Raw genomic sequence first — 19,136 nt, forward strand, 5'->3', positions numbered from 1 at the left:
TTATACGCTCAGGATTTAGACAGAACTTGGTAAAACGAAACACATTTACTAGTGGCAATTCGAGCAGATTTACAATACGTAGTTATCAGTATTATTAAGTCGGCTTCAATGTCCGCATATGGCACTTTTGCCGAAATTCAGCTTTGAGCGATAACCGGACTGTCGGGTCAACTCGTTTTTGGACAATTCCGTGTTACGACGTGATAGAAAGCCTTCTATTTCAGATAACTTTTTCTATTCCAAATCACGCGAGTCGCCTACAAATAGCTGACAAATCTCATTAACCCACTACAGAACAATCACTACTATGACTGAAATACTTTGCGTGCGAGAATAGCAAGAGAATCTCCATCTTCGAACTCGCTAAAAACCTTTGATTCAACAACGTTAAACTCCTGCCCCATTGCTTCTTTCATCTTGGCTAAACTTCTCGGATGAAACAATAGACCATGAGTTGTCTCAGGTGCTTGAATTTTTTGCCAGACTAGATGGAAAACGAAACCTCCAGGTAAAAGCAGCTCAGCTTGACGGCGGAAAGATTGGCGCAATTCAGTATCACTTAAATGATGCATTACTTTATTGGAATATACTGCATTATACCTAGCTTCTGTTTCAATTTTTACAGCGTCAAGTATTAAGCTAAGTACATCGGGTAGCCGTTTATTGAGCGTATTCACGAAAGCTGGTGAATAATCAGAGCCTGTAACTCGAAATTTCTGAGCGAGAATTTCAAGATCATTACCAGGCCCCGAGCCTAACTCTAAAACAGAATCCTCAGGAGAAAGGACTTTTGAGAGCATATGCAATTGCTCAGCAGCATTAAATCCGTCACACATTTCAGTATATGCCTTCGCATTGTTAACCTCGTGATAATAATTCATGTAGACCCCGTTGTTTAATTCGTTGTAACTCATGTGATTTCCTGAAATTGCCTGTATTACTAACTTACTCTTTTAAACAAATATGCAAATGGTGATTTTGTGTATGGGATCGCACGACCAGATGCTAATATATTTTCTCGTGTCATGATTTCAGGCCTCTTGGGCTTCATATAGTCCTTAAGATTTTCGTCGTTGACCTCATACTTTCCATTGTCTCTTAGAACGACAGCAATCAACTTAAATCTTGGGTCTAAAGCCGCTAAAGCTGCATCTCCGTGGCTAGCGTTAACAAGTAAGATTCCACCTATTCTTAAAAGCTCTCCGCACGGTTCTGAAATAAAGCCTGCATAAAGAGATATTAGTAAATCGAATTCAACTTCGTTTAACTCCAGTGAGCGATAATCACTATGAATAAACTGTATATTTGGGTCTGAGTTCCCATTGTGCTCAAAAACTATCTGTTTAACAGTGCATTCATCAGCAAAAAAATTTGAAGCACGTTTATCAAGATCCACATATGTGACTTCGTTAAAAACGAATGATGGTGAAATGTCCACATAACTACCAGGATAGAGTACTTTTCGAGGAGTCATATAAGCACCGATCGCCTTAAACAGCTCCCAGCGATCACCTTTGTGTTTATCTTGCTTCTCCCACAAAGCTAAAGTCTTAGTCATTATTTCTTTCCTCTAGTTGTGCAAGCCAAAAATATTATGACCTGACTCTCTTTTTATTGTTTGCGCTACTTGGATTGTGTGTGGTTAATATATACAAAGACGCTGCGTTGTTTGAGTGCACAGATTGAGATATTATCGGCTGATATTAAGATTTTGTAAAAGAACTGTAGGTTGTTATCCATGCTTCCAAAAACACCATTGCCACCCTGCTATGTAATCCACGAGCAAGGCGTAAACAGTGAAATCTCAACCGTGTCAGTAAATCCAGACTATGGCTTGCTCTTTACTACAAAAGGCTCATTTAAAATGGAGCAAAGCTACACTACTCAATCTGTTACTGGCAGCATTACGATTGTCCCTTACGGAGTGCCATATCGTTCTGTCGCGGGTTGTAATTTAGACTATTGGCTACTTGGTTTCTCTGCTGAAAGCTATGGTTTGAACGAAACGCAAGAGATAATGCGCCCCTTCGCAGAGGTTCGTTCAGGAGGTGCTCCTGTGGCTAATTTAAATGTTCCAGCTCAACAACGTATAACTTCTTGGTTTGAAGCCTTAAAACAAGAAACCAATTTTGAAACAACGATAAGTAATGATGTTCAACGGAGCCTGATTGTATTGATATTAACAGAAGTCGTTCGTGCGACGACTGTAATAGACAATAAGATCACAAAGTCGCCATTAGTCGGAAAGGCATTACACTATATTCAAAAATACAGCCTTACTCCTATATCCTTAAGTGACGTTGCGTCTGCTGTGGGTCGCACATCTCCCCATGTCGCATCAGTTGTAAAGTCAGAAACAGGTTTTACGGTTGGTATGTGGATCACTTCAGCGCGTCTAGCCAAAGCAGCGCAGCTTCTACAGTACTCAAATATGTCGGTTGAACAGATTACTACGAAAATTGGGTGGCAAGACACAACTCATTTCATCAGGCAGTTCAAAACATTCTATGGCACAACACCTTCAAAATGGCGTAATAAGCTAAGAAGCAAAAGTGAGCATTGAACATGAGTTGTATACTTCATTTAAATAACAAGGTGGTTCGCCTTCAATGACCTTGATTCTTCGTAACTTGTTTCGGGGCAGAAACGAGTTACAACTGATAACACTAAGCCGAACTTCGGCAAAGAGCGATGTATAGTCATTAATTTAGTAAGAATAAGAGGAAACTTTCCTCTTTTTTACATGTTTATATTGGCAGCAGGAAGAGTGATATTTATAGTTGGCAATAGTTTACGCTATTTGCTATTAATATAAGTTCATTAAATAAGGACGTTTTCGCGCTAAAATAGGGAAAGTGTCCTCTGATAAAGTTGTTAAGTGTCCATGATGGATAGAGCAATCTACGAAGAAGTATTAGAAATTTCTTGTGAGCTAGTAAATGCTTCAGGAGATGATGATACGAAGAGTTTTTGGGAAAATTACCAGAAGCTTAAATCTATCTGTGAGAAACATGAAGGACTAGAAACTGATCATCCATTACAGTGGGAAGCGCTTGGCGATTTCACAAGAGATGATACAGTATCAATTACCATCTATGAGAAAGCCCTTAAACTTGCAATAAAGAAACAAGTTAAGGAATATGAGGCTTCTATTAATTTCGCAATAGCTGAGAGACATCAATCAATAGGCAATAATGATGAGTCTAAAAGTTTTGCTCACATGGCTAATGAGTTAGCAACGCAAACTAATGACTTAGATTTGCGCAAAGAAATAAGCGAATTTTTACTAAATGTCACGTGACACACTTAACAAGCGCCTGCACATGACCTCCGGCCACCGTCACCTTTTTGCGGTGTAACTGCAAAAAAGGCGCCATTGGCTTCCGGCAAGTGAGGGGGGCGTTATTTCACAGGAGGTGAAATTGAACATCGATACATTACTACTCTTTTTTGGTGGTCAAACAGTTGTATTAATTGCCTTAATTGCGTTTCTGGGAAAGGTGTGGGTAAATCGTATAAACTCCCGTGAAACTGTTAAATCTAATCAATTGCTTGCAAAATTACGGGCAGAGTTACAAAACAACCTTTCTAGACTATCAGAACGAAATGAAAGTGTCGTGCACACTCATAAGCATCTAATTGAACTCGAGTATGGTCATTACCAGAAAATATGGGAAGCACTAACAAGAATTTCTCCGCTATTTGAGTCAGTTGAGAAGAAACTTCTGTCCAGTGAAGAAATCCTAATTACTGCGAATGAGCTACATGAAGCTCGCACCTCATTAGGTTATACGCTTACCTCTGCATATCCATTTATAAATAAATCTATCTATGATGCAGCCTTTTTGGCACTAGAACTTTCAACGAAGGCTTCTGGTTGTTTGTGGGAAAACGAAAAAAAGATTAAACCTGAAAGCGCGTTGCATGAGAGCCTAAATGAATTTAAGTCCTATGCTCACGAGTTTCAAACTTACATCAAACATACAGCCAAAGGTATTAAAGTTAGGACTTCTGCAATGGTCGAGTTTAGTGATTAAAAAGTGACATAATAAGTAACTATGGATGGGACGCTTAAAGCTTGGCAGGCACTCATTCTTCGCTAATTTTAGCTAAACTTAATAGACTCATATTACTGCGTTTACCAATGACCGCAATTGGCACTGAGCCGAACTTCGGGAAAGAGCGATAACTGGACTGTCGGGTCAACTCGTTTTTGGACAGAAACAAGTTAGAGCATGCTTATAAAAGTTAAAAAGTGAGTTAAATGTAAGGTTCCCTCTGTTTCCTTGCAATCAAGATAAATGAACTTTAATGATCAGCCATTACTAGCCAACAATAATGTACAATCAATTCAATGCGGCCCTTTAGTCGTTTTATGTAGCAATGCAGAATAGCTTACAGTGTATGATGAAGAAAAGTCGCAAGGAGGATAGTTTGAAAATCGAAAAAGTAAACCTCAATGGTTTTAGAAATTTTAAAGCCGCATCAGTGAGTTTTAATGATAGAACTTTGATGATTGGCAGTAACGACGTTGGTAAAACAAACTTACTTTATGCTTTGCGCTTGTTGCTGGATAAGTCTCTATCAGACCGTGATATAGAACCTGAACTAACTGATTTTTATATCAACAGGAATGGCGAACAACCAGATACCTTTATAATAAATATATATTTTTCAGAAGTCACAGAGGATGCTGTTTTATCTATTTTAAAAGGGCATGTGAGTGACGATGGGAAATGTGTAATTTCAATGGTCGCTGATAGAGCAACACTGGATTGCCAAATATTCATAGGTTGTTCAGAAGGCGAGTTAGAATTAGTCCAATCCAGATTTTATTTAAAGCGTTTAAATCTAAGATATGTTCGCTCTAGAAGAGACCTCGAAAAGTTCATTAATATAGAAAAGAAAAAACTTCTAAAGCAATCTCTGGATAATCTTAAAGCGGCTGACCTGGCTGCCGATCAAGCAGAAATGAATGTAATTTCTGGGCAGTTAAATCAAGTGAACGATAAAGTAGCTGGGCTAAATTACGTTAAAGACGCAACATCTGTAGTTAATGAAGAATTAAAAAAGTTATCATATACAAATGGCGATTATAGTGTCCACTTAGATACAGGAGCCATTAAAGTTAATCAGTTCATTGATAATTTGGAGCTTGGAGCTTCAACTTCAGGATCTAAAATAATGCTAGGGGGTGATGGGAGAAATAACCAGATATTGTTAGTATTATGGAAGGCAAAAAGTCAAAGAGAGTTTGACCCTGAACATGAAGTAACATTCTATTGTGTAGAAGAACCTGAAGCTCACCTACACCCGCATCAACAACGTAAACTGGCTGACTACTTAATACATGAATTACCAGGCCAGACAATTATCACCAGTCATTCTCCACAAATAACTGAACGTTATAAACCTGACTCTATTATACGGCTCTTCTCAACAGCTGAAGGCTCTAAAGCAGCAAAAGGTGGCTGCTCCGATTGTATTTCAGATGCATGGGATGAGTTGGGGTATAGAATGAGCATACTTCCGGCAGAAGCTTTTTTTGCTAGTTGCGTATTTCTTGTAGAAGGACCTTCTGAAAAATTGTTTTATGAAGAGCTAGCGATCCAATTAGGGTTTGATTTAGATTTTTACAACATAACAATCTTATGTGTTGATGGTATTCAATTTAAAGTTTATTGCCAGATACTTGATGCAATGGAAATCCCTTGGGTGCTGAGAACGGACAATGACGTTTCTGGAACGAGGGGGAGAACAGATAAAAGAGCTGTAGGGTTTAATCGCTGTTTTTCTCTAAAGGGTTTACCCAATGCTCCATATTATCCGGCGAATACTACATCACAAGACCTTGTTGATAATGGTGCTTGGCAAAATGCTTCTAACCAAGTAAATCCAAATGGTATGTTCTTATCAAAAATAGACCTTGAGAATGATATTGCACTTGAGTTGAAAGCCGAGCTTTTAGCTTTCGCAGATAAAGAGGACGTAGTAGATGCCATCAAGTATTTGCAAGGTAAAAAAGCGATTAGAATGCGAGAGTTTATTTCACAAAATAGAGGCGCGTTTGCCAAGTTGGTCAGTGGTGAACTGGCAAAGCCCTTAGCATTCGCAGTAGCTAGGGCAATAGCTTAGTATGGCTGATTTTAAATTTACCCCTGATCAAGACGCTGCTATAGCTTCAAGAGCGAATATGGTTATTACTGCTTGCCCAGGAAGCGGTAAAACAACTGTTGTCGTAGAGAAAATAAGAAATGAAGTCCAATCGCTCCCTGACTATAAGGGCGTGATTGGTATTACGTTTACGGTAAAGGCCAGCAAAGAATTAAAACAACGGTGCAAAAAAGGTGCGTGCGATTTAAAGGCTAGCTATTTCGGGACCATTGATCATTTTTGTTTAAGTGAAATAATTTACCCATTTGGTGCACGGTTGATTGGTCACTCTTCTTCGGCTGTAGAGTGCAAATTATTCGATGAAGTTCCTCAAAATTTAAAAGAGCAAATTCCTACCATTTCTGGATACACTGGTGACATCAAAACTGACATTTATTCAACATTTGAACAAGATATTAAGATTTTATATGAAAATGGGTATGTTTTACTTGAGCTGTTAGGCGTAATGGCTAACCATATTCTAAATACCTCATTAGCCTGCCAAAATTACTTTCGAGCAAAGTATTCTTCTCTTTATGTTGATGAGTATCAGGATTCATCTGAACCTCAACATATGTTATTTTTAAAATTAATAGATCTAGGTTTAACAGGTGTTGCAGTTGGGGATACACAGCAGTCAATTTATGCGTGGCGAGGAAGTAACCCAGAATATATTACAAGTTTAACTGCGCAGCCTGATGTCTTTGAACACCACATAGTTAATATAAACCACAGGTGCCACCCTTCAATTACCAACTATTCAAACAGATTGTTTAATCCAACTTGCGATTTAATTTCTACTGATGAAATAAGAGTTCATAGATGGAGTTATCAAGGTACTCAGCTTAATGTGTCTGAACAAGTTAGTGACTCTATCCAAGGTATTATCGAAAAAGGTATAACAGACTCTTATTCAAAAATAGGTATTCTAGTTAGAAACAATATATCTCTGGAATTTCTAGAGCAAAAGCTAAAAGTTCCTTTTAGAATTTTTGATGAAGATCCATTGGCTGTAAGAAATACTCGTATCACTAACTTGTATGCAAGTTTATTACGGTATCGTCTTAATGAAGATTATAGAATTAACGATGTAATCGAAACGGTTGATCGGTACATAAGAGTTCAAGAGCAACAGGTCGTTAATCTTCGGAGATTGATTTTTGATGTAATAGGTAAAGAATATAGAGAGTTGGCAGAATCGATTATTAAGATTTCTGAAGGTATTTTTGATTGTGTCGTTTCAGATTCAGATAAAGAGCTAATTCATAATATTTGTGTTGATAGCAAACTACTAAAACATTACATGCCAATTAACGAAAATGAAGTACAAGTAATGACTCTTCACAAATCCAAAGGACTGGAATTTGATGTGGTTTATCATTTAGATCTTTATGACTGGGTACACCCCAAAAGGCGTGTTGTTCAAGGGTCATGGGATGTTCATTACGACAACTGGGAGCAAGAGCTGAATCTACATTTTGTTGGTATTACTAGAGCAAAAAAGCACTGTATATTAGTTACCAGCAGCAATCGTCTAAACTATCAACATCAAGTAAAAAACGGTAAACCCTCTCAGTTTTTTGATCTGCCTGGGTTAGAGGGGTTATATACTTAATAAGTGCAGTTTTTAAGTTCTGTATTTAGCAGTAAACACCTTCATCATTGTTGCCTAGGTGCTTGTTTAAAATAAGGTACAGTTTGGTGAGTGTTGTACTTTACTGTGCGGTAAATCTAACTCGGAATGGGGCAAGGGTTAGTCAAGTTAGAACAACGCTCGCGTATACGGAAACGCCCAAAGTTATTAGCTTTGGGCGTTTCTTCTAACAAACTTGGTTACGACAAACCGAGCTTTAAAGTGTCATATGCAGAATTGGAAAAGGTTTTCCCATATCATCAAGTGGTGAACGAGAAACTACTTTAAAACCCATATGCTCGTAGAAACCTACTGCTTGCGGGTTTTGTTCGTTTACATCGACTTTGGTTGCACCTAACTGCTCTATTGCGTATTGCAGTAGCACCTTACCAATACCATGCCCTCTTGCCTCGTTTAAAATGAACAGCATTTCAACCTTAGAATCATGGATACCCACGAAGCCTAGAATTGAGCCATCATTACTTTTAATACATCTTAACGTGACAGCAGGAAAAGCCTGCTCAATGATAATTGGTTTAAAAAACTCAATATCTTCTTCTGTTATGAAGTCATGAGTTGCTCGGACTGAGTTTTCCCAAACATTCAGCATTTTTGCGTAATCTTCAGGAAGCACATTTTCTACAATCATCGTATTCTCTCTAAAGTTGACTGAAATTCATGTGCAGCCGCGAGTGCGTATTTTATCCGAAAATAATTAAGTAGTCTAATGATGTAAGCAAAGGGTTCTGGCTTGGAATGGGGCGAGACGAGTTATATTTAAAACCCGTCTATGGACAGTCATGAGTTAGGCTGAAGGGCGGTTCTGTGCCATAAGCCGACTATCAGCCGTAACTCGTTTCTGCCCCAAAACAAGTTAGGGCAAATGCTTTAATAGCTGCTTTGAGCGTGCAAAAAGTATAGTTGCTTATTTAGCCAAACTTAGGTGTAATGTAAACATAATAAACGCTGAGCAGTGCAGGGAAAGCTTAAATAAGGCCAGATACATCAATGAAATTGGTTTGATATCACTTAGGCCATAAAAAGCAAATCCCCTTAGCATAAACAACACCAACTCTGACACACCGAGCGGTAGCGACTCAGTCCAACAAGCGACACTACAACACAAACTGCGTGTCGCATAAATACTAAAGTGTTAAGTACCTTAGGTGTAACATGCTACAAATTCAACTTGATCGAAACTCTGTTAATGTAAACTCTTTACCGAACCAATGCCCTGTTTGTAAAAGTAAAATTTCAGCTATCCAAACGTCTGTCCACTCTAAAACTAGAAGTAACTGTATCGAAATTGCATATTGTTGCCCAAATGAAGAGTGTTTAAGCTTATTTATTGCCCGGTATGAAACATTAAAACCAACTCCAACAAGCATAAATGGTTTTTGTACTTTGATTGAGTGTGTTCCAAATAGTCTTGGTAAACCTGATATTGTTGAAGAGGTAGCAGAATTATCACCTTTATTTTGTGAAATATTTACAGAGTCTTATCAAGCAGAAGCATTAGGAATGGAACAAATATGCGGAATAGGCTATCGCAAAGCTCTAGAGTTTTTGATTAAAGATTTCTGTATTTATGAACATCCCGCTGAAGAGACAAAAATAAAAGAAAAAGCATTAGCAAAGTGTATAAATGAGTATATTGATGATAGCCGAATTAAACAATGCTCATATAGAGCAGCTTGGCTAGGAAATGATGAGGCTCATTACGTTAGAAAGTGGACCGACAAAGATATAAATGATTTAAAAATATTGATTAAGCTAAGTGTATTGTGGATTCAAAGTCATTTGTTAACAGCATCTTACTCATCATCTATGTCGAGAACTTAACAAGTGCTTAAACGTAACTATAAAAAACGTTTTTGTCCAAAAACGAGTTTATCTGACCGTCTGCTTCATCGCTCAAAGCCGCCCTTAGAGCATTTACGTTAGCTCGTTTTGGGGCATAAACGAGTTAGTACCACCGTCCCCTCATGGCACTGAGCCCAAATTCGGCAAAGAGCGACAAGCGGACAGTGATAGATTATGATGTTTGAAGGCTAAACTCGGTTTCCTTCGGGGCTATTGTTTGAATAATGTATCAAGTATTTGTAAGTAATAGGTTATCCCCCTAAACTTAAAATTGAATTTAGTGGAACAACTTTCAAAGATCAATTAAACTTGATTGGTAGTTTTAGTTAGGACGTTAGGCAACAAAATAAAGGAATAAGTAATGACCGATAAAGTCAAGAATTGTCCATTCTGTGGCGAAAAAATATTAGCTATTGCAAGGATATGCAAACATTGCCGCTCTGATCTTGAACAAGATGCAACAGATAAAGCATCCACAAAACCAGCTGTTGATTACGGTATCTTTCTGCTAGCAATCCCTGTAGTGACAACAATGCTAATTTGGTTTTGGGTGTCTGGCATGAATTTATTCCAGTCACCCAGCGAAACAATGGTGCTTCTAATGTTGACAACTGTACTAGGCACAGCAATTGTTGCCGCAATGGAAGCAAGTAAAGTCGGAATGAAAACGGATCGAAAGAAAGGCACTTATAGTGCTACTTCGTGGTTTTTCATTATCTCTTTGCTCTGGATAATTGGTTACCCAGTTTACCTGTACAAACGTAAGCACTACGGGCTAACTAATCGTTTGATAGCAGGTATTCTTATAGGTATTATCTTTGTTGGTAGCTGGAGTGTGGTTAATTCTGCTATCGAAGCCAAAAAGGCAGAGATAAGGGATAACCTCCAAGAAATGCAACAAAGGTTTGAACCGTATGTCAGGTAATTACTTAGCAAAGCCGCCAATGTCAAAAGTTGCAGTAAACTGTATTCTGAAACCAGTGGGTTACGGTGCTTTACCTTTTTTAAAATGTGCTTTCAGTATTTCCGATTGAATAAGCTTCTTTAATAGTCAGGAAATCAACTGATGTTTATTATTCGAACACTTACGTATATAGGTGAATACTTTCTAAATTCAATATAGATATTCAGAGGGTAGTAACAGAGCGATTATGCAATAACTGTGTATCGTATAAGTAATAAAATGTTCGCTATGCAGAGGGTATATGGAGAAAGATGAGTTTTTCCTCAAGGCTCAAGGTTTCGAGAGCATTGTCAGGATGTCAGATGATAGAAATGGAGTTGAAGCTCTACTTGTCTAATGCTGTCGCTCTCATAAATAAGCGTTTGGGCAATCGAATGTTTTGTGGAATGTCAGGCGACGATTTTCAAAACCATTCTCTAGAGAGACTGATTACTGAATTTAAGAAGTTTTCCGACAATGGAACACTTATTAAACGTCTCAACAAGTTTAAAGACGAGCGAAACTTTCTAAGTCATAAAGCAATTGCATCGTGTATGGACCCGCATAATGGTTACCAAGGGCTTCAAGCCGCTTCTCTTGACGAACGTTTGTTAAAAATAGAGAAAGAGGCGTCAGATATAACCCATACTATTCATGAAGAATCAGCGAAGTTTTTGGGATACTTGTTATTTGAAGATGAAGTATGATGCAGTACTAACGATTAGTTTCATGCCGCTGATTTTATAAGCCCCAAAACCCATTGTTGAGTAGAGTCTTACCAATGACCGCTGTTGGCACATAGCAGCCAACTAAACTTGGCTTTTTAAAGCTTATATGTGGTAACTTTATGCCATTATAAGCCTCAATATTATGCCAACTTATAATTCAAACAACAATCGTTAGTTTGTGATGAATTGATTATTGCCATCACGGTTCCTTAAGAACACTTAATACACATTGGTAATACTGACTTAAAACAGGTGCTAACCAATAAGAAAATAGTAGTGATTTAAATTCGTGCGGAATATAACACAATGCTCAGAATAACCCTCTATAAATAGTGTGTACGAAAATATAATTAATGATTAAGCATGAATAAATAAAATCTTAAACGTTTCACTTACCTGACAAATGAAGCCCCACAGAGTGGGGTTCGCAGGCACAGTGCAATTAATAGCTTAAGTGAACTGTACGCGCGTATGGCTTTAAGTGGCTATTTGCTTTTGAAACAGAGCTTACTTTTATTTGCGATTGTAAAACCCCGCGCTCGAGTAAATAGTTTTCTATAAATGTAGCGCGTGACATTCCAAGCTTGAAATTGTAATTAAAGGACCCCGAATCATCACCGGCGCCTTGCAATAAAACAAAATGACTAGGATTAGCGGTTAAGTGGGCAATGTGTGGCGCGAGTTGTTTAGCCATAGTCTTAACATTAATTGGTTCCGCAGCATCAAATTCGAATTCGACAAAATGAAAGGTGGGTTTATAAGGTTTGGTTGCTACTTTAACCACACTTTTTTGTTCTTCTACGACAATCGTGTTTGAACAGGCTGAGGCTAATAGAGCCAAAGATATAATAGACAGACTTTTAAACATGTTCAGGTGTCCTATAAGTTAATTTCAACAGTAACGGGTGGGTAACACAGGCCTGCTTCAGCACAACCGCGATAAGAAACACTAAACGTAGTCTGTTTAAGGGCTGATTTAGCGAAGTGTGCAGCAGCATGCGTTTTAACAATCATAGTGGTTCCGAAATATTCATCATGGGTTGAAACGGGCGTACTGGTAAATTGAAGTGCGTCTTTAGAGATTTCATTTACTTTAATGGTGTCTTGATAAAGATAATAACCAGGAGCAACATCCCATGTAAGTTCCACATCAGTATGGGTTAGGTCATACGAGAGAATGAACGCTTGTTCATGGTGTAAGAAGGTTGGTTTGTCAGTGGGTAAAGCAGTATCTATATTGAGGTTGGCGCTGGTGGCCAATGCCATAATCGATGCGGAGATAATAGAGATAAGCATGTAGACTCCAATGAGTGTTTGATTAGTGTATAGGTGCATAGTAAAGGGAATAGCAAAGAAGCTAAAAAATTAGAGATACCAAAAAGGGGTGCTGTAAAAATTAAAGTAGTTGAGTTTGAGTAGTAAACTAGCTTTATAAATTAAGGGAATAAAATTGAATAAAGCCATGTATATGACTACAACATACATGTTAATTAAAGACATGGTTAAACAGCTTAACCCTTCGGGTAGCTGTTTTATTGATATGTCTTTACTCTTCCTGCTGCGCCGCTTGTACCGTACTCCTAATAAAGATGAAAAAGTAATAATAAATAAAAAGGAAATAAGACAGGCTATCAGGGTAAAACAAGCTAAATATTATACAAAAATGTGTCAGAGCGCGTATTAGGTGGTATATAATATGTGCATGTTGTAGTCATTATTGGGCAGTAAGAGGCATTATGGATCAACTAATCAAAACAACACGGGGCGATTTTAAATTTCAATACAATGAAGTGCTTAATGCTGTCAATGCTTTAACCTGCGCACTTAAAGAAAATACCGACTCAATTGGTGCAGATATATTCGTCCTGCCTACCATTACTGAAGACATAGCCAAAAGTCGAAGCTTGGTACAGTCTCGCATTCGTTTGAAATTCAATGATGAACATCAACAAACTCTTTTAGATGCGCCGTTTGATGTTATTCACCAAACCGGTAATGAAGCAATTCAAAAGACGATTTCGCACATCAGTAAATTTCGCGCACAAAATAATGAATCAACCCGCTATTCAATTAAATTACCGGGCCTCGTCAATGTTCAATGCGACTTTACGTATATGCAAAGGTTGGCCACCTTATTTGATAACCTCAATGCAGAAAAGGTTAAACTCAAAGATGTTATTCATCGCTTGGCTAAATCAGTTGATCAACGATTTGAGATTGTGCACGACGCTGAACCAGGGCTCATATTTCCAATGGCAACACGAACACACCCAGTCTTTATTCAAAAGGATATTTTGAGTGCTCGCTTTTCATGGGAACATAAGTCACAAATTAAAACACTGAGTAAGCAGCAGGTCATTGAGAAAATAGACCGCTCTTTGGCGTATGCACCTAACCATGGCAATAATTCGAATTCACAAGCAGGCTTTGCGCTTCATATTCAAAAAGAGCGTAAGCTTATCAGTCATTTTTCAAGTAACACGCTATTTAACATAATTAGAAAGGCGCCAGCGACACCGATTTTGAAATTGCGCTTCAACGAACCAAAAAACCCGAATAATAACGGTACCGAAATGACCCTCAGAAAAGATTTACACGCGCATTCGCCTGTTTTCTTAATTAACTGTGTTGATACGTTTAAGTTTAAACCGTTAGGGGATTATGCTGGTAGAAAAGAGGTGGTTAGCAAAGTAGAGCCATTAATACCGCGTCTACATATTTACTTGAAAGAAAAAAATAAGCAGTAAAGCAATTGAGCTTTACTGCTATTACAAATATGTTTACTCCAGTCCATAAAAATCTTTCCATGTTGTGAACTGAGTATAATAATAATCAGGCGCACTCGGTAACTCTGCTGGTCTATGGCCTTGCCTTGAAAGCCAGCGCCAATCATAAGCGTTTTTTAAACCATGTTCTATACGGACGCTTTTTGCCAAGGCTTTTGCTTCATCCCATTCTAAAAAACGGGACGCTTTAGGCGCAAGAAACAAATCCCAGCCTTCAAAATCCTCGTAATAAGCCTGTGGAGAGCTAGGGAACGAACCCGGTAATTTATCTTCCTTCACAACCTTTTTCCACTGGCGTATCGAGGTTACGTTGTATTTTCGCACCAATTGCTTTAGATCTTCATAAGAAATTACATCACGTTCATCTGTGTTTATTTCTTCGGGCTGTTCTTCAGCCTGTATTTCTTCACTTAGTCTTTGACCGAGTTTAAGAAACTCTTTAAAGTTGCTGATCTCTTTAAAATACATCATTGGATTAGAGGGAATATCTGCTGGACGACCTTGCAATCCATTAAACTGCCCGTTACACAACTTTTGGAAATCTGTTGCAGAACGAATACCCATCTGAAAAAGCTTTACTGCAGCTTCCTCTAACCCTAGTTTAGATATTGAGTTTGTAGATGGCATCATTTGTATACCTTAAATTATATTAACTTACGTCTAGTCATGCATTTTCGCAATTTTTTTTATGCACTCAAACTTAATAATAAGCGATTTAACGGATAAAATCTAACAAGCACTGTAATGTTTTTTCATGCAATCAAATTAACCCACTGAAAACTAATAATAGTTCTCATTACATTGAACCATCAAATCTTAAATTTTTTGAATCCAAAAATTTAAGATTAAGTTTAGAATTGGACTTATAGAACTTCTCTCTTAGATCAACCAAAGCTATCTTAAAGAAAAAATAACTCTTAGCCGAAACTTACAGAGCCTATTTTACCCATGTGTAAAATTTCAATACTCAAATACCCCGCTTTATAATATTGAAAATTTATGGAGTAATTATGAATAGAACTTATTATTTATTTTCAATATCACCACCTTTTAGAGCTTTCCTTATCATTTTAATGAGTATCGGCATATTGTGGCCATTAATGATGCTTCATTACTTTACTGGTTATCAAAGCACACCCCCTAATGACCTTGCTATACCTACTTTTCTTTCGGTGATTGTGTTGCTAGTGCGAATAAAGCTATCTAATACATCATTATCACTGACAATTTTAGGTCTAACATTCCATCATATTGACGCGTTTATTGTCACAACCAGGCAAGAGGGTAAGTTGCATCGTATCTTTATAAAGAACAAAGAAAATGCCCCCCTAAAATCTACATTCTTTTTACTTTATCAAATTCCTGTTGAGCTGGTGGAATACATTAATGAATAATGTAAATTACTATTCTCAGTCAATCGTGGGCTTACAGTCAGGTAAAGTGCTTGCGTGTGAATTATTAATACGTCGCCAAATGACTATCGTTCAGAATAGCAAACCATTTTCATCAGATTTCTTTATTGATAACTTGGTAGAATTAACAAATTTGAAAATAACTGCCGTAAAAAAAATAGCTGAACAGCGTAATGTATGGGTTTTCATTAATTTTTCTCGTTGTGAGATTGCTAACATTTCTTTTAATCTTTGCAGTAACCGGCTATCAAAGTTATTAGCTCACACACAAATAGTCATAGAAGTTACTGAGTGTGAAGCCAAACACAATGAAGTTATATTTGAAAAGAATTTAGCTAATTTGAAAAAGCATGGTTTTCAAATTGCTATTGATGATTACGGGGTAGGGTTATCTAATATTGAATCGTTAAATTCTATTAACCCAGATTTTGTAAAATTGGATATATCGTTAATACAAAAGGCGACAAAATCAAAAGCTAACGCGATTAAATTCTATCGCTTAGTCGATTTAATTAGAAACAGGGGCCATAAAGTAGTTATTGAAGGGATTGAAACAAAGGAGCAGTTATTGATTGCAAAGAAAACTAGGGCTGAACTTGCCCAAGGTTACTTATATCATTATCCCGAAAGAATAGAGTAGATCAGTATTTTACTAACATGTTATTTGAATTCAAATACATACCGGTTTAGCCTGTTAAACGTACATTAAACAGGCTAAACTTCTTCAAATAGGTATTTTTATAAGCAAACCAGATCATAAATTTACCAACGAACCTTGTTATCTTCCTTGTAACTAATGACAACTATTTTTCTTAGCTCGTTAACAGGATCATTCATTATTCTCGTTAATTCTTGTGAACCATAGTATTTCCTTGGATATATAATTACAATTTCGCCATCCTTGTAGTCCGAAGCATATGCATACCATTTTTTCTTATATGAAAGATCTAATTGGTTAAATATGGGCTCATCTATGCAGGTATCACTAGAAACTTTGTTAGTTGAACTTGTATTTTGAAAGAAGAATGCATTTACAAGTGACATACAGCTCTTTGAGAGCTTTTCATAAAAGTTACTCCCATACTTAATAACCAACCCTTTTTCGTCAACATCAATCGATATAGGCTCCAATGAATTAAAATACGGGGTGATGTACTTATTTAAAACATAACTTTCATAATCATTCTGTAATAATGATTTCACCCGCATTGAGTCTTCGTAACTATTTCGCATATACAAAACGTTATAAACCGTATCCAGCATACCCATATCACTACTCGCAGTGGTAAAATCATATTCTGAGTTCACCTTCAAAACTTTATCTAAGTTTTCATATGCTTTACGTAACTGTTTTTTTAAAGTGTCATTCTTCAGTAAGCTACCAAATACATGTTCACTTATATCTGTATTTTGAGTGACTTCTAACTTACTTGTTAAAGTCCCAGCTTCGTTATCCCAATATTCGTTTAATATCGTAATATTTAACGCGGCTGCTGATAAAGCGGTTACTTCTCTGCTGTATTCACCAGTCGAGTTTATTTTTTCACTGCCGGAAATCAATACTGGTAAATTCTTGGCCGAATACCAGCGAGCTTCCAGCTTTACCTTTTCTCTAACCTGATGTTCAGTAAGGCCGATAGTTGAAACACTTACTTCAATTTGCTTTGCTGGTGCATTGAAATGAATTAACCCCAGTAGAGCAACTGCAAACGTATATTTATTCATAATCAAAGCCTATCTGTATAATTTTTACCATAATAACAATTTTGAAAATTCGCGCGACCGTTCAGAAAAAAAGCCCTTTCGGGCTTTTTTTATTTCTGTTTCACATAGTCAATACCGGATATATCACCATAGTCCTGTAATTTTGAACTAAACCCATCATTGAAAAATGCATTACCATCGGAATTAACGTATACATTACCAATTGGATCATCTGCAGAACCTAACGAGCCCACGCGGGTATATTTTTCACCTGAGTCTGTTTCAAACTCTTTAGGACCAACGTCATTATCAGTTAGAAATTGCATAGCATCTATTGGTAATTCCTCTACATCTGATTCAGAAGTTATTGCTGCTTTAGATGAGCTTTGTGCATCAACACCTTGAGGTGTTGTTTCTATTTTTTCGCTAATAGGTGCATTGTTTTTACTATCATTTACACCATGACTACCAGTGTCCACGCCACCTGCATTTTCACTCATCATTGAATGTGGTGCAGGATGCGCATCAAAACTAGTTTCTTTTTGTGTATCTGTACCGCTAACTGCGTCACTTTCATCTAACATTTCAGATTGTTGCTCTGCATTGCCAATAACTTCATTGTTTGTCGCTGGTGGCTCTGCGGTTACATCGCTAGTCATAGACTGAGTACCTGGGCCTACGTTAGCGTTATTAGCGCTATCTGCTTGTGGCTTACTTTCATTACTGCTTTGCAGAACTTCATTTCTTTCACCATTTGATGCTAATTCCTTTTTTTGTACATCATTAACTTGTTGGGGGGCGTCAGCTTGAGCAGTTGAAGCCGTAGCCGCCGTATTCAGCGGCGTATTGCCTGTGCCAACACCAGTAGCTTTCACATTTTGTGCATTATCAGCTTTTGGCTTTGGTGCATCAGTCACTTGTTGAGTAGCGTTAGCTTGCGCCGTTGAAGCCGTAGCCGCCGTATTCAGCGGGGCATTGCCTGTACCAACATCGGTAGCTTTCACGTTTTGGCTATTATCAGCTTGATCTGCATTTAGTGAGCTTTCACTGCCAGCCTGAGCACTATCTGCCTTTGGTTGAGTAGGTTCATTCACTTGTTGAGTAGCGTCAGCTTGAGCCGTTGAAGCTGTAGCCGCCGTATTCAACGGTGTATTGCCTGTATTAACCTCGGCATCATTCACGTTTTGAGCGTTATCAGCTTGAACATCATTTAATGAGTTATCACTGTCAGCCTGAGCATTATCTACTTTTGGTTGAGTAGGCTCATTCACTTGCTGAGTAGCATTGGCTTGAGCTGTTGAAGCCGTATTCAACGGTGCATTGCCTGTACCAACATCGGTAGCTTTCACATTTTGTGCATTATCAGCTTGTTCTGCATTTAGTGAGCTTTCACTGCCAGCCTGAGCACTATCTGCCTTTGGTTGAGTAGGCTCAGTCACTTGTTGAGTAGCGTCAGCTTGAGCCGTTGAAGCTGTAGCCGCCGTATTCAACGGTGTATTGCCTGTATTAACCTCGGCATCATTCACGTTTTGAGCGTTATCAGCTTGAACATCATTTAATGAGTTATCACTGTCAGCCTGAGCATTATCTACTTTTGGTTGAGTAGGCTCATTCACTTGCTGAGTAGCATTGGCTTGAGCTGTTGAAGCCGTATTCAACGGTGCATTGCCTGTACCAACATCGGTAGCTTTCACATTTTGTGCATTATCAGCTTGTTCTGCATTTAGTGAGCTTTCACTGCCAGCCTGAGCACTATCTGCCTTTGGTTGAGTAGGCTCAGTCACTTGTTGAGTAGCGTCAGCTTGAGCCGTTGAAGCTGTAGCCGCCGTATTCAACGGTGTATTGCCTGTATTAACCTCGGCATCATTCACGTTTTGAGCGTTATCAGCTTGAACATCATTTAATGAGTTATCA

Annotated in this window: 19 protein-coding genes; 11 read left to right on the forward strand and 8 right to left on the reverse strand. The window is 37.9% G+C overall.

From position 1 onward, the window contains the following. Positions 1 to 305 precede the first annotated feature (305 nt). Entirely contained in the window at positions 306 to 914 is a 609-nt protein-coding gene (locus tag H5187_RS20635; RefSeq protein WP_182798250.1) for a trans-aconitate 2-methyltransferase, read from the reverse strand. 26 nt (positions 915 to 940) lie between these two features. Next, positions 941 to 1,558, reverse strand: a complete 618-nt coding sequence (locus H5187_RS20640; RefSeq protein ID WP_024591405.1) for a hypothetical protein — start codon at positions 1,556 to 1,558, stop codon at positions 941 to 943. Positions 1,559 to 1,738: 180 nt separating this feature from the next. Between H5187_RS20640 and H5187_RS20645 the strand changes: the two genes are divergently transcribed. From H5187_RS20645 to H5187_RS20665, 5 genes are all read left to right on the forward strand, one after another. Beyond that, positions 1,739 to 2,563, forward strand: coding sequence for an AraC family transcriptional regulator (locus tag H5187_RS20645; protein WP_024591406.1), 825 nt, complete (start codon positions 1,739 to 1,741; stop codon positions 2,561 to 2,563). A 321-nt stretch (positions 2,564 to 2,884) separates the two neighbouring features. Continuing rightward, entirely contained in the window at positions 2,885 to 3,301 is a 417-nt protein-coding gene (locus tag H5187_RS20650) for a hypothetical protein (protein WP_182734962.1), read from the forward strand. Between the two features lie 121 nt (positions 3,302 to 3,422). Continuing rightward, complete coding sequence (locus H5187_RS20655) at positions 3,423 to 4,037, forward strand: hypothetical protein (protein WP_182734961.1); 615 nt, start codon at positions 3,423 to 3,425, stop codon at positions 4,035 to 4,037. A 397-nt stretch (positions 4,038 to 4,434) separates the two neighbouring features. Continuing rightward, the gene (locus tag H5187_RS20660) at positions 4,435 to 6,135 is read left to right on the forward strand and encodes an ATP-dependent endonuclease (RefSeq protein ID WP_182798251.1); all 1,701 of its coding nucleotides are present in this window, start codon (positions 4,435 to 4,437) and stop codon (positions 6,133 to 6,135) included. A 1-nt stretch (position 6,136) separates the two neighbouring features. Further along, entirely contained in the window at positions 6,137 to 7,768 is a 1,632-nt protein-coding gene (locus tag H5187_RS20665; RefSeq protein ID WP_182798252.1) for a UvrD-helicase domain-containing protein, read from the forward strand. Positions 7,769 to 8,003: 235 nt separating this feature from the next. Here H5187_RS20665 and H5187_RS20670 read toward each other — a convergent pair whose 3' ends face one another. Then, the gene (locus tag H5187_RS20670; RefSeq protein WP_149980946.1) at positions 8,004 to 8,435 is read right to left on the reverse strand and encodes a GNAT family N-acetyltransferase; all 432 of its coding nucleotides are present in this window, start codon (positions 8,433 to 8,435) and stop codon (positions 8,004 to 8,006) included. 524 nt (positions 8,436 to 8,959) lie between these two features. Here H5187_RS20670 and H5187_RS20675 point away from each other — a divergent pair. The 3 genes from H5187_RS20675 (at position 8,960) to H5187_RS20685 (ending at position 11,299) form a co-directional block, all read left to right on the forward strand. Beyond that, a complete protein-coding gene (locus tag H5187_RS20675; RefSeq protein WP_182798253.1) occupies positions 8,960 to 9,628 on the forward strand; it encodes a DUF4145 domain-containing protein in 669 nt (222 codons plus the stop codon). A 382-nt stretch (positions 9,629 to 10,010) separates the two neighbouring features. Continuing rightward, positions 10,011 to 10,574, forward strand: a complete 564-nt coding sequence (locus H5187_RS20680; protein WP_182798254.1) for a hypothetical protein — start codon at positions 10,011 to 10,013, stop codon at positions 10,572 to 10,574. A gap of 290 nt (positions 10,575 to 10,864) precedes the next feature. Further along, on the forward strand, positions 10,865 to 11,299 hold the full coding sequence (locus H5187_RS20685) for a hypothetical protein (RefSeq protein ID WP_182798255.1): 435 nt from the start codon (positions 10,865 to 10,867) through the stop codon (positions 11,297 to 11,299). Positions 11,300 to 11,762: 463 nt separating this feature from the next. Here H5187_RS20685 and H5187_RS20690 read toward each other — a convergent pair whose 3' ends face one another. Further along, a complete protein-coding gene (locus tag H5187_RS20690; protein ID WP_182758969.1) occupies positions 11,763 to 12,188 on the reverse strand; it encodes an OmpA family protein in 426 nt (141 codons plus the stop codon). Positions 12,189 to 12,199: 11 nt separating this feature from the next. After that, positions 12,200 to 12,616, reverse strand: a complete 417-nt coding sequence (locus H5187_RS20695; RefSeq protein WP_182798256.1) for a protein-disulfide reductase DsbD domain-containing protein — start codon at positions 12,614 to 12,616, stop codon at positions 12,200 to 12,202. A 440-nt stretch (positions 12,617 to 13,056) separates the two neighbouring features. On the opposite strand from H5187_RS20695, the gene H5187_RS20700 reads away from it, so the two are divergent. Beyond that, positions 13,057 to 14,067 carry a DNA replication terminus site-binding protein gene (locus tag H5187_RS20700; RefSeq protein WP_182798257.1) on the forward strand — a complete coding sequence of 337 codons (1,011 nt, stop codon included), beginning with the start codon at positions 13,057 to 13,059 and terminating at the stop codon, positions 14,065 to 14,067. A 33-nt stretch (positions 14,068 to 14,100) separates the two neighbouring features. On the opposite strand, the gene H5187_RS20705 is transcribed toward H5187_RS20700, so the two are convergent. Beyond that, entirely contained in the window at positions 14,101 to 14,736 is a 636-nt protein-coding gene (locus H5187_RS20705) for a hypothetical protein (protein ID WP_182758972.1), read from the reverse strand. A 380-nt stretch (positions 14,737 to 15,116) separates the two neighbouring features. On the opposite strand from H5187_RS20705, the gene H5187_RS20710 reads away from it, so the two are divergent. Then, a complete protein-coding gene (locus H5187_RS20710; protein ID WP_182758973.1) occupies positions 15,117 to 15,500 on the forward strand; it encodes a hypothetical protein in 384 nt (127 codons plus the stop codon). Beyond that, the gene (locus tag H5187_RS20715) at positions 15,493 to 16,158 is read left to right on the forward strand and encodes an EAL domain-containing protein (RefSeq protein ID WP_182758974.1); all 666 of its coding nucleotides are present in this window, start codon (positions 15,493 to 15,495) and stop codon (positions 16,156 to 16,158) included. Before H5187_RS20710 ends, H5187_RS20715 begins: the two co-directional genes overlap by 8 nt. Before the next feature lie 122 nt (positions 16,159 to 16,280). On the opposite strand, the gene H5187_RS20720 is transcribed toward H5187_RS20715, so the two are convergent. Together H5187_RS20720 and H5187_RS20725 are read right to left on the reverse strand one after the other, a co-directional pair. Then, positions 16,281 to 17,243 (reverse strand): hypothetical protein, encoded by a 963-nt coding sequence (locus tag H5187_RS20720; protein ID WP_182758975.1) that lies wholly within the window; start codon positions 17,241 to 17,243, stop codon positions 16,281 to 16,283. Between the two features lie 89 nt (positions 17,244 to 17,332). Next, on the reverse strand, positions 17,333 to 19,136 hold a 1,804-nt coding region (locus H5187_RS20725), incomplete at its 5' end, for a hypothetical protein (protein ID WP_182798258.1).

The organism is Pseudoalteromonas sp. SG44-1 (assembly GCF_014164315.1).
In the GTDB taxonomy this organism is placed as follows: Bacteria; Pseudomonadota; Gammaproteobacteria; order Enterobacterales; family Alteromonadaceae; genus Pseudoalteromonas; species Pseudoalteromonas rhizosphaerae.